Origin of the sequence: Runella limosa DSM 17973, from assembly GCF_000482465.1 — a bacterium.
Lineage (GTDB): Bacteria > Bacteroidota > Bacteroidia > Cytophagales > Spirosomataceae > Runella > Runella limosa.
In genome coordinates this window covers 1,015,732-1,028,155 of the sequence record NZ_KI519420.1, presented here as the reverse complement: position 1 = coordinate 1,028,155, position 12,424 = coordinate 1,015,732, and the positions used below count along the sequence as shown (strand labels likewise).

Annotated in this window: 9 protein-coding genes; all 9 read right to left on the bottom strand. The window is 42.2% G+C overall.

Annotation, left to right across the window (positions count from 1 at the left end; genetic code table 11):
• Window positions 1-4 precede the first annotated feature (4 nt).
• Entirely contained in the window at window positions 5-1,408 is a 1,404-nt protein-coding gene (lpdA, locus tag K339_RS0114285; RefSeq protein WP_028524204.1) for a dihydrolipoyl dehydrogenase, read from the bottom strand.
• Between the two features lie 3 nt (window positions 1,409-1,411).
• Window positions 1,412-1,867 carry a hypothetical protein gene (locus K339_RS0114280; RefSeq protein ID WP_028524203.1) on the bottom strand — a complete coding sequence of 152 codons (456 nt, stop codon included), beginning with the start codon at window positions 1,865-1,867 and terminating at the stop codon, window positions 1,412-1,414.
• Window positions 1,864-2,892, bottom strand: a complete 1,029-nt coding sequence (locus K339_RS0114275) for an AAA family ATPase (RefSeq protein ID WP_028524202.1) — start codon at window positions 2,890-2,892, stop codon at window positions 1,864-1,866. Before K339_RS0114275 ends, K339_RS0114280 begins: the two co-directional genes overlap by 4 nt.
• Window positions 2,893-2,945: 53 nt before the next feature.
• On the bottom strand, window positions 2,946-4,490 hold the full coding sequence (gene odhB, locus K339_RS0114270; protein ID WP_028524201.1) for a 2-oxoglutarate dehydrogenase complex dihydrolipoyllysine-residue succinyltransferase: 1,545 nt from the start codon (window positions 4,488-4,490) through the stop codon (window positions 2,946-2,948).
• 48 nt (window positions 4,491-4,538) lie between these two features.
• The gene (locus K339_RS0114265; RefSeq protein ID WP_028524200.1) at window positions 4,539-7,313 is read right to left on the bottom strand and encodes a 2-oxoglutarate dehydrogenase E1 component; all 2,775 of its coding nucleotides are present in this window, start codon (window positions 7,311-7,313) and stop codon (window positions 4,539-4,541) included.
• 83 nt (window positions 7,314-7,396) lie between these two features.
• Window positions 7,397-8,317 carry a PorP/SprF family type IX secretion system membrane protein gene (locus tag K339_RS0114260; protein ID WP_028524199.1) on the bottom strand — a complete coding sequence of 307 codons (921 nt, stop codon included), beginning with the start codon at window positions 8,315-8,317 and terminating at the stop codon, window positions 7,397-7,399.
• A gap of 158 nt (window positions 8,318-8,475) precedes the next feature.
• Window positions 8,476-9,576, bottom strand: a complete 1,101-nt coding sequence (locus K339_RS0114255) for a TlpA family protein disulfide reductase (protein ID WP_157607596.1) — start codon at window positions 9,574-9,576, stop codon at window positions 8,476-8,478.
• A gap of 64 nt (window positions 9,577-9,640) precedes the next feature.
• Window positions 9,641-10,897: a TlpA family protein disulfide reductase gene (locus K339_RS0114250; protein ID WP_211243802.1), complete on the bottom strand. Its 1,257-nt coding sequence runs from the start codon at window positions 10,895-10,897 to the stop codon at window positions 9,641-9,643.
• Between the two features lie 268 nt (window positions 10,898-11,165).
• Entirely contained in the window at window positions 11,166-12,290 is a 1,125-nt protein-coding gene (locus K339_RS0114245) for a TlpA family protein disulfide reductase (RefSeq protein ID WP_028524196.1), read from the bottom strand.
• Between the last annotated feature and the right edge of the window lie 134 nt (window positions 12,291-12,424).

Sequence of the window (12,424 nt, the reverse complement as noted above, 5' to 3'; positions counted from 1 at the left end):
GTTACTAAGCATTCAAGGCGCGGTTGCCAGTAGCTGCCAAACACGCTTCTTTAAACGCTTCGGTATAAGTCGGGTGTGCGTGCGACATGCGACTAATGTCCTCCGCAGATGCACGGTATTCCATCGCTACCACGGCTTCCGCAATCATGTCGGCAGCGCGTGGGCCAATGATATGAGCGCCCAAAATTTCGTCAGTTTCTTTATGAGCCAATACCTTAACCGTACCGTCGATGTCCATACTAGCGCGGGCACGTCCCAAGGCTTTGAACGGAAACGAACCCGACTTGTAAGGCACACCTTTGGCTTTGAGTTCTTCTTCGGTGCTTCCGACACTCGCTACCTCTGGCCATGTATAAACAACGCCTGGAATTAGCGAATAGTTAATGTGTGGTTTTTGACCCACAATGGTTTCTGCCACAAATACGCCTTCTTCTTCGGCTTTGTGGGCGAGCATTGCCCCGCGAATCACGTCACCGATGGCATAAATGTTAGATACTTTGGTCTGAAGTGTATGTTCGTCCACTTCGATTTTCCCACGTGCGTCGGTTGCCAATCCTGCATTTTCGAGGGCCAATCCATCAGTAAATGGACGGCGTCCTACGCTCATTAGGCAGTAGTCACCCGTGAAAGTAACCGTTTCTCCTTTAGGATTTTCGGCCGTTACGACCACTTCATCTCCCGTATTTTCCACCGTTTTTACTTTGTGGCTCAAATAAAAATCAGCGCCAAGCTTTTTCATGCTACGTTGAAGCTCTTTGCCCATCGTACTGTCCATGGTCGGAATCATGGCTGACGCATACTCTACAAAGCTCACTTTAGCACCGATACGTGCATAGACCGAGCCTAATTCTGCCCCAATCACCCCTGCGCCAATCACGATAAGGTGCTTAGGCACTTCTTTCATTTGAAGGGCTTCGGTAGAAGTAATGATGCGTTGTTTGTCGATGGTGATGCCAGGCAGTGACGAAGGTTTCGAGCCTGTGGCGATAACGATATTTTTTGACGTTACCATTTCAATTTCGCCCGAATCTTTGGTCACCTTCACCGTGTTTTTATCCACGAAAGAGCCTTTTCCTTGGTAAACGTCGATTTTGTTTTTCTTCATCAAAAATTCTACCCCTTTGCACACTTGGCTAACCACCTCGCTTTTGCGGGCAATCATCTGTGCCAAATCCACTTGCAGGTTTTCGAGTTTGATGCCATGTTCAGCAAAGCTATGCGCCGCATTGTGGTAATGTTCCGACGAGTCAAGCAATGCTTTTGAAGGAATACAACCTACGTTAAGGCAAGTTCCTCCAAGCGTTTTATATTTTTCGATGATGGCCGTTTTCAAGCCTAATTGAGCACAACGAATGGCACAGATATAGCCTCCTGGCCCTGAACCGATAACGATAACGTCGTATTGCATTGGTTAGTTATTTAATAAAGATTTCAAATATAGGATGGATTCGTTTTCATGGCTTTCTAGATAGGTAAGGAGCGTTTTCCATTGGGCGATACGAGTATTTAGGACTTTATGCAGCTGATTAGGTTTATCAGGAAGTCCAAATTTTGTAATATCTAGTTTTGCCCGCTGACAAACAAGAATAATCCATGTCTCCAATTTCGGACAAATCATTATGATACTATTGTCCATTTTTCTATCGTAAAAAAGCTTAATTTGATGCTTTTCTTCTTTAAGCTCCAACCCTCTAATGTACTTCGGCTGGGCTATTTCAGGGTCTTCTTCAATCAACCCTTTCACGCTTGAATTTCTGGCTACCTTTTTACAAACTTCACCTTTATCGTCTTCATGCCTAACTTCCTTTCTAGTAATACCCAAAGTCATTACCAAAGCTTCATCAGGATTACACTCTAAAAAAATCATGCTTGTGGTAAAAATAAGTCCAAATTAAAGAACATTCCTGTATCCATAGAGGCCAGTTCCTCTATTTCGTCGTTTGATAAAAGGCGCAATTTGGTTTCGTAATTGTCCATATAAGTAATATATACAGCCAACTCTCGTATCGGTGTTTTAAAAATTAATGAACCTAAGAAATACGGGTTATGAGTCGCAATAAAAAACTGGTTCTCTGATTCATTTTGGGCAATTAGTTCAGCCAAATATTTATTATAAAATGGGAATATATTTGATTCAGGCTCTTCAAACAATAGTGCTGATTTTTTATTACTCTCCAAAGCCGCTATGTAAAACATTAGCCGTTGCAAAGTATCCGAAAGAGACGTATAAGGATATGTATATACAACATCCTTAAATTCTTTTAGCATGTTAATCTCTTTTCTTTCTACGTCTAAATTTAACTTATAACCTTTTGATTTTAATATTTCAGCAATAATTTCTCGCACGCTAGGATTAAAATGGATGACATCATACAAGTTTTCTCCGTGAGGAGGGTACAAGAAAAAACCATTTTTTGCCACAAATTTTTTAACATTTTGAAACCTATATGGCTTAAAATATAGCTCTTTACTTTCTTCGTAAGTTTTAAAATAAGTTTTCCAGTTTTCGTACCCACTTGGCAATTCGTAATCATAAGGCTGATCAACAGTCACTCCACTATTCTTTATTCCGAAATAGTATTCTTTGGATTCTTTAGAAAAAGTATAATTTAAAACGCTTACATTTTTACCAAATTTATACGTGAGACAATCTCCATCAGCCTGAACTTTAATTGAATCCTGAATCTGATTATCATAAAATATATCAGACATTCTCTTAAAGCGAACTAACTGGCGAATATCTCGTACGTGTCCAAAAGCAAACATCCCTAATGCTTCCAATATATTAGACTTACCAGTATTCGGCTCCCCAATGAAGACGTTAACTCGCCTAGTATCGAAAGTTAAGTCCCTTATCGACTTAAAATTTTGGATGCGTACATTATCAATCATATTGTAAAAAAAGCGTCCTGTAATTTTTTACAGGACGCAGGTTATTTATTTTTTTATACTTCCAACAACAAACGAGTTGGGTCTTCAAGGATTTGTTTCACACGTACCAAGAAGCTTACTGAGTCGCGACCGTCGATGGTTCGGTGGTCGTAGCTAAGTGCCACGTACATGATAGGACGTACCACGATTTCGCCATTTACGACAACTGGGCGTTCTACGATGTTGTGCATCCCCAAAATCGCCGATTGTGGCGCGTTGATAATCGGTGTAGAAAGCATCGAGCCAAAGATACCACCGTTGGTGATGGTGAACGTTCCACCTTGCATTTGGTCGATGGTCAACTTGTTGTCACGCGCTAAACCTGCCAAACGAATGATTTCCTTCTCGATTTCGGCAAAGGTCATTTTTTCAGCATTGCGAACAACAGGCACAACCAAACCACGGTCAGTAGAAACGGCGATTGAAATGTCTGAGTAATCGTTATATACCACTTCCTCACCGTCGATGAACGAGTTTACGACAGGGAACTCCTGCAACGCAATCGCGCACGCCTTGGTAAAGAACGACATAAAGCCGAGGCCAACACCGTGTTTTTCTTTGAATTTATCTTTGTATTTGGCGCGTAACTCCATGACAGGCTTCATGTCAACCTCGTTGAAGGTCGTCAACATGGCCGTTTCATTTTTCACTGCCACCAAACGGCGAGCAATGGTTTTACGCAACGAAGTCATTTTTACGCGACGCTGTCCGCGTGGGTCAGCTGCTTTCGGAGCCGCTGGGGCTGCAGGAGCTGCTTTAGGAGCGGGAGCGGGCGTAGCTGCTGCTGGTGCTGCTGCAACTTGCGCTTTTTCGGCGTCTTCTTTGGTAATACGTCCACCAACACCTGAGCCAGACACATCCGATGCACTAATGCCTTTTTCCGAAAGGATTTTAGCGGCAGCAGGCGATGGATGACCCGAGGCATAACCACTTTCCGATGCCACTGGCGCAGCAGCTGGGGTTTCTACGGGAGCTGGGGCTGGAGCAGCAGATTGGCTAACCCCTCCTCCTACTTCGATGCGACAGATCGTCGCACCAATAGGCAAGGTAGCACCTGCTTCCGCAACGATACGAAGCGTTCCTGCGGCTTCGGCAGGAAGCTCAAACGTTGCTTTGTCCGATTCGAGTTCGCACAAAACTTCGTCCAATTGTACGACATCACCGTCTTTTTTGTTCCAGTTTGCAATCGTCACTTCCGTAACCGACTCGCCCACCGTTGGCACTTTCATTTCAACCACCTTAGCGGCTACGAGTGCCGAAGCAGCAGGGGCAGGTGACGCCGCTACTGGAGCAGGTGTAGGAGCGGGAGCAGGTGCCGCAGCAGACGCTTCGATAATACAAATCAAACCACCAATCGGCAGAACATCTCCTTCTTGTGCTTTGATACGCAATACGCCATCGGCTTCTGACACTACTTCAAAAGATGCTTTATCAGAGTCTAAGCTGCATATTACTTCATCACGCTTGACGCTTTCCCCGTCTTTTTTCACCCAAGAACCAATGGTTACTTCGGTGATAGATTCCCCAACGGTTGGGACTTTTATTTCAATTTGTGACATCCTTCTTATTATCCTTTACGTGCTGAGGCACAAGTTAATCGTTAATTGTTATTTTCCAGCAAAAGCTTGTTCGATGAGGTCGGCTTGCTCCACCGTATGAATTTTCATGTAACCCGTCGCAGGTGATGCACTTGCTTTGCGGGCAATCACACTTCCCAAACCAATTTCTGGGAACTCACGGAGAATAAACGACCAGTAACCCATGTTTTCTGGCTCTTCTTGCACCCATACAACGTCAGCTTTTTTGTACTGAGCCAAATGCGCTTCAATTTGCTTTTTAGGGAACGGATGCAATTGTTCAACCCGAATGATGGCCACGTCTTTGCGTTGGTCTTTTTGCTGTTTGTCGTACAACTCCCAGTAAATTTTACCAGTACACAACAACACTTTTTTCACCTTTTTAGGGTCAGCGTACGTATCGCCGATGGTTTCTTGGAAACGACTTCCTTCCAAGAAATCGCTCATTGGAGAAACCGCCATTGGGCTACGTAGCATCGACTTAGGCGACATCAAAATACACGGCTTACGGAACGGCGTCGTGAGCTGACGGCGCATCATGTGGAACAAGTTGGCAGGGGTCGTGATGTTACACACGTACATATTGTACTCAGCCGAAAGAATCAAGAAACGCTCTGGACGGGCGCTTGAGTGCTCAGGGCCTTGGCCTTCGTAGCCGTGCGGTAATAGCATCACCAAGCCGTTCATGGCATTCCATTTTGACTCGGTAGCCGCAATAAACTGGTCAATCATGATTTGAGCACCGTTCACAAAGTCTCCAAACTGTGCTTCCCAAATCACCAATGCGTGGGGGTTGGCCATCGCATACCCATATTCGTAGCCCATTACTCCGTACTCTGAAAGCAATGAGTTATAAATTTCAAATTTACCTTGTCCTTCACCAATGTAAGCCAAGCTGTTGTGCGTAGCGTTGGTTTCGCTTTCGTGCAATACCGCATGGCGGTGCGAGAAAGTTCCGCGCTGTACGTCTTGCCCTGTCATACGCACCGTTCTGCCTTCGGCCAAAAGTGAACCGTAAGCCAACAACTCACCCGCTGACCAGTTGAAAGGTTTTTCGCCCGCAAAAATCTGCTTGCGTTCTTCCAACACCTTTTCAATTTGTTTCAACACCTTGAAATCGGCAGGAAGGCTTGAAAGGGCTTTACCCACTTTCTCAATTACTTCTTTAGAGATACCTGTTTCGGGTGACTGTTCAAAATCTTCAGGTACCGAGCGGCGAAGTTCCGCCCAATCACGTTCGAGTTTCGGGCGCTCATAAGGCAACTGCTTTTGTTTTACTTGTTGTAACAACTCTTGCAACTCACCTTCCAACTCGGCACGCATTTGATCGGCAATCTGCGCATCCAATTCACCACGTTCCGTCAACTCTTTCAAGTACAAATCACGGCCGTTGAGTTGTTGCGAAATTTTGGCATACATCGTCGGTTGCGTAAAACGCGGCTCGTCCGATTCGTTGTGGCCGTATTTGCGATAACAAACCATGTCCACAAACACATCACGGTTAAATTCCTGACGGAATTCTACCGCTACTTTCATCACAAACGCCACTGCCTCTGGGTCGTTACCATTGACGTGGAAAATCGGCGCATCCACAATGCGGGCAATATCCGAACAATAAATCGACGAACGGTCGTCTTCGTGGTCGGTCGTAAACCCAATTTGGTTATTGATGACAAAATGCAACGTTCCTCCTGTATAATACGCAGGAAGATTCGACATTTGTGTTACTTCATATACAATACCTTGTCCAGCCACGGCAGCATCACCGTGAATCAAGATTGGCAATACAGGGTCATATTTATCTTGACCAGGAATGTGGTTGTAGTGTTCATCCGCACGGGCACGCACGTATCCAACTACGACAGGATTGACCGCTTCCAAGTGCGACGGGTTTGGCATCAGCTTGAGGCTTACTCGTTTGCCTTCGGGCGTCTCGATTTGGCTCTCGTAGCCCATGTGGTATTTTACGTCACCATCGCTAAACTCGTCCAACACTACGTTTTCTTCAAACTCATTGAACACTTGCTCGTAAGGCTTGTGCATGATATTGGTCAATACGTTGAGGCGACCACGGTGAGCCATCCCCACCACTACCTCTTCGACACCCAATTCAGCACCACGGTTGATGGCCACATCCAACGCTGGAATTGTCGCTTCACCACCTTCGAGCGAGAAACGCTTTTTGCCCAAAAATTTGGTATGCAAAAAGTTCTCAAACGTAACGGCATCATTCAATTTTTCGAGAATACGTTTCTTCTGTTCAATCGTTGGATTGAAGTTAAGAAACTCATTTTCAATCTTTTTACGCAACCAGCTCTTCACTTTACGGTCGCGGATGTATTGGTATTCAAAACCAATTTTACCCGTATAAACTTTTTGGAGAGCGGCAACAATTTCGCGGAGGGTAGCGGCACGGCCAAACACCTCAATTCCTGCTTCAAAAACAGTATCTAAATCTGCGTCTGAGAGGTTAAAATCCGATAAATCGAGTTCTGGATAGCGGTTTGTACGAGGCCCGAGTGGGTTGGTTTGCGAGGCCAAATGTCCCCGTTGGCGGTACCCTCTGATAAGGTGTACGACCTCCATTTCTTTACGCGTATGGCTCGCCGAGACGGGCTTTTCGGTCGTAGTCGCACCGTTTCCATTCAGTGTAGGCTTTGAATCACCGTATTTGAGTGAAAATTCAAACCCTTCAAAGAAACGTTGCCAGCTTAAATCAACGGAATCAGGTTGTTGTTGGTATTTTTGGTACAACTCTTCAATGTACGCAGCTTCTGAATTCGCTATATATGAGTATTTTTCCATTTAAAAACCACTTAGTTTCAGGGGCGCAAAGTTAGCTTTGAATTTGTAATTAATTGCAAAAATCGTATAGTTTTAGCAAAAATCTAATCTCTTTGAGGATTCGGTTGAAGGGTAAAAACAATTTCGTGGATTCCCTTTCCTACTCCTGCGATGTTATTGGTTTGGGCGTTAAAATCTTCTACTCGACGAGAACTATATGCATAACCAACCCGAATATTCTTCGATATGTCGTAAGCGAGCAGTGCTTGCCAGTAAGTTGTACTGCCAAATCGAATCGATAACCCGCCCGTAAAGCGGTCTTGTACAGTAGCAATGGCGTTTAAATCAAGGCGCATTTTTGCTTTTTCGGGCTTGGTAAGAAGTAGAGATGGCTTGACAATGATTCCGTCGCTTACTTCTGATTTCATACCCAATTGGACAAAAATGGGGCGTTGGTAATTGATTAATCCGCTCGTGCTGTTGTATCCGTACTGCTGTTTGAGGATTTCGGGCATCGACACTCCTCCAAAAAACGTTTCATCTTCGTAATAAATTCCCACGCCCGCACTTGGTAGGGCTTTGTTGATGTTTCCTCCCGTATTGAGCACGTCGCGGGCAGGTAATACGTTGATTCCACCCAAAGCGCCAATCGACAATTTTTGGTAGTCCGATATTTTATGGATGTAACTAATGCTCCCAAACACGGCCGTATTGGCCGACACGCGGTCGTTTAGCCCTTGTAACCCTAAGCCAATTTTTCCGTTCGCTACGGTTCCGTCCATGGCAAATGATTGGGTAATAGGCAGCCCTTGCACACCTGCCACAAATTGACGCCGCAATACGGCATTGAAATGGAAGGTTTCACGGACACCCGTTGCGGCGGGGTTAATCACCAGTGGATTTACCAAATACTGGGCATACTGCACTTCGCGCTGGGCTTGGGCGTGGTGAGCGGTTAGCAGGAAGCAGTTGGCAGTTAGGAGTAGTAAGGAGGCCGTTTGTCGTAAATATCGTTTTTTCATCATTACACAAGTTGATTCATTCATCAACGCAAAAGAAAGCAGGAATCTTGCCAAACACAACAAAAAAAGCAGAAGTCCTTTCGAGCTTCTGCTTAGGAGTGAATTTAAAGCCATTTTTTAGGCGTACGCAGTATCCCAACTAGATAAACAAAACAGTTTTATCAATTACCGAGCAATATTTCCCTTACCTCCTTCAAAATACGCGAATCGCCTCTTTTGATGATTTTCAGATTTTTGTCCAGTAAAAAGTACGTTGGATAAAACGTGACATTTAGCTGTTTTGCCAGCGTTTTTTCACCCTGACGCTCTTCTTCTATTTGAGTCCAACGGATGTCTTTTTTCGTAAGCAGCGCGCGGAGCGGCGAACTGGGGACTTCATTTTCTCCCGCAATCCCGATGATTTGAAGGCGGGAGGCGTCAAAAGTCGTGTATAGGTCTTGTAATTCGGGAATCGCCTTGATGCACGGCCCACACCAACTCCCCCAAAAATCCAATAGAATGTAATCTGATTTTATTTTCGACAAGTTTACTTCTTTGCTCTCAATACTCGTCTTCTTAAACGGCGGAATGCGAACCCCTTCTCCAAAACTCTCTATTTTCTTGATTTCATTCACAATCGCTTGGTAAAACGGGTGATTTCCCCAAGCAGTTGCATAAGCTTTCAATTGCTCTTTTTGCACGCTTTTAGGCCAAGCCGCCCACCTACCTACCATTAAATAAAAATCATTGAAATTTCGACGGGAAGCAAAAATCATGCTGTCCAACTGTTTATTTAGCTCCTCAATTGCCTGATTAGACTTTTGTAGGTATTTTTCTGCCCCTAGGGTATCCCCTGCTGCTTGTAACTTATTGTACTCAATTGTATTGGCTACTAATTTATTTCGTAGAGGCAATATCGTTTTTTGACTAAAATCATCCAATTCCGTCGTTAAACTACTCCCATTGACAATAAACTTACTAGATTCATCAAAGACGATTTCGGCATCACGCTCCCAAACAAAATCTTTAAAGGTTTGCATTACTTTATTTGCTGTCACCCTATAAAAAGTCAACGGTGATTTTTTGCGGTTTAGTGTCGCTGCTTCTTTGGCACCAATCTTGAGAGAATCAAACGGTTGGAAATCATTGTAACGTCTCATTTCTTCCAATTGGACAGTAATAGGCTTTTCGGTCGTATTGCGAATAGTCAGGGTTTGTCCAACACCTTTCAGGCTTCCTATCATCACCCCAATAAGAATTACAAAGAATGGTTGTGGTTTCATTGTACTGTTTGTTTTTACTGCGTTTGCCACGTTAGCACAATTAGCTAAAACTAATAAAAATTTATCAGGGCTGGCTTCCTATATCCTTTATTAAATCATACAGTCGGCTACCATTCATTGGGCTTGGCGCGTTGTATATCGCTAAATTTCCTTTTTTGTTGATGATAATCGTTCTTGGGATGCCTGTGAAATAGAGATTTCGACACAGCAACGAGTTAAAACCTTCAGGCAAAAAATAATGCAAATTACTCTTCGGCCAACGACTTTTACCCCTCACCCAATCTTCGTACTTTCTGTCAAAGGAGACAAACATATATACTACTTCGCTGTTCTCCATTTGTTGTTGTATCATCGCAAGTGCAGGAAAAGCTTCGATGCAAGCTCCGCACCACGTTGCCCAAAAATCAACCACGATTACTTTATTTTTATTAGCCTCAATAATAGCTGACAGCGTAATGTCATTGTTGGAAGCATCTTTAAATTTGGTCGATAATACCTCCTTACTGAAATACTGGTTGGTCGTCGTCGTAATTGATTCAATGTGTTTTAAATGATTCAAGCGGATTGAATCTTTAAACGCCACTTTTTCCTTAGAAAAGAGCTCCTTGATTAAGTCCGAATATGGCTCAATCGTTTGCGAAGCAAATGGTTTTAGCATTAACAAAATGAGCGCTTCTCGATCTTCTTCTCGAAAGAGTTCATTGATTAATTCGTATTTGAAGGCTAGATTCTCTCGGTTATAGTCCTCTTTATTATTCCCTAGCTTAAAATCATAAAACTCTTTTAGCCCCACCGCATAACTGTAGTTATCAACCTTGTTTTTATTAAAAAGGGATAAATCAATGTCTTTGATAAAATCATCGGCCACCGAACGTGATACAAAACCCGCTTTGATGGGGACAAGTTTTCGATGAACCATATTATACTTGGTATCTATTTCCAAGTACTTTTTGTAGTCAACCGCCATACTGTCTGCGTGCTTGGCAATCATCGCCATTTTTTTATCATACTCACTTGACAAATCCTTGTAATAAAGTGACCAATCACTTAGATTTCTATCAATCACAGTATAGTTCATGCTTTTTAGCCTACTCTTCATCAGGTAGTTGTACTTATTTTTACCCATCGCCTCGGTTACATAGTTTTCGTCACTCATCACCAAAGAAATGGTATCATTGGGGCTAATCCAGACGTAGGCATTCCCTAATTGCAAGTACTGTGGTTCTGGCAAAAAGAAATTAAGCTTAAACCGATTCGTGCTGTCCAGGTCTGCCTCTGCCACAATCGTACTCTTTTGTAAAACAAAGTCGAAGTGACGCACTCTTAACTTTGGGAGTTTTGTAGCAGTAACTCTGCCTTTAATGTGAACATTAGGCTTTTCTTGTGCCCAAAGTTTGAAAGTTGCACAGAAAATCAACGCAAATAGCAAAGAGTATGGAATTTGAAAATACCTCATTTTGTAAGTATTTTTAGAAATTGAGCCACAACTACAGGTCGCTCTAGCTCGTGTTGAATGATGTTACGTACAATAAAATACACTGTATAAGGCATAACGATAACCACTCGTTCATAAACGAATAGCAAGAGAATTATAATGACTCTATCAATAATTTATTTAAAATAGGCAGTGTTGAATCGTAGTCCTTCTCTTGCCCACGTTTATAGATGATTTCCCCCGATTTATTTATTAAAAAAACTTCAGGAATACCCATTACTCCGTAAGTATCTCTTAAAGATCTATTTCCAAAAATATGAACCCATTCCATTTTATATTTTTGAACAGCTTTGCTGAAACTTGTTGAATCATCATCCAAATTGATTGAAATAATCTCTAATTTATCCGAAGGATATTTTTCTTTAATTTTCAATAAAGTTGGAATTTCTTTGACACATGGCCCACACCAAGATGCCCAAAATGTTAGCAAAATGTGCTTACCTTTATAATCAGGCAATTTAATACCCTTCCCTCTAACATCCTGCAAGTTAAAATTAGGGGCTAAATCTCTCTTTTTTAAATTCCTTGACCTGAGTGTATTCTCTATAAATTCACCTTCAATGCTGTTTTTAAGGCTATCTGGGAAAACCGTGTTGTATATTTTGAATAATGTATCCAGAGGGGTGAGAGAATTTACAATCATTCCTTTTCTGAATAACCAAAATGAATAGTATAAATTTCCGTTCTCTTTGATAAATGCTAGGTATCTATCATTAAGTAGCTGCGATTTTTCATGATATAATTTTACAGCTTCTTCGTCATTTTTTGCTATTTTTTCTTGGTTTGAAAAATAAAAATCTTGAAAGTTCTTTTCTTCATTAGCTTTAAAATCATTGAATTTACTTTCTCCCATTTGGCTAACTTCTATAGCATTAACCAATTTTCTCTTACTTAGTGGGTCAGAAAAAGTTGAATCAGAAATAAAAGTTATGGTTGCAGGTTTATCAGTTACCCAAAAGTTATTAAATTCCTGATATTTATTATTTTTATCCCGATATGCAATCATAATAGTAGCATACCTTGCATAAAAACTATCAGAAAGCATACATTGCTTATCCTTAAAATACGGCTTTATTTGAATTCGACTTTTCCCATTTTCATAGTAAATCACAAATGCTTTTTCGTTCACATTATTAGGAACAACAATTTTTGCCGAAAACAATCTCTGAGCGACAACTATATTTGGCAAAAAAACAAAAACAATTAATAAGTATTTCATAACCTATTTAGTTTTAGAAGATTGCTTATTGGAAATCATATAATGACTACTGCAAGAGCAAGTAAGTTATATTCATACTCTCACCGATGGCTCCTTGCTGTGATAAAAGTGGATGTACGCCACGTCATCCAGCG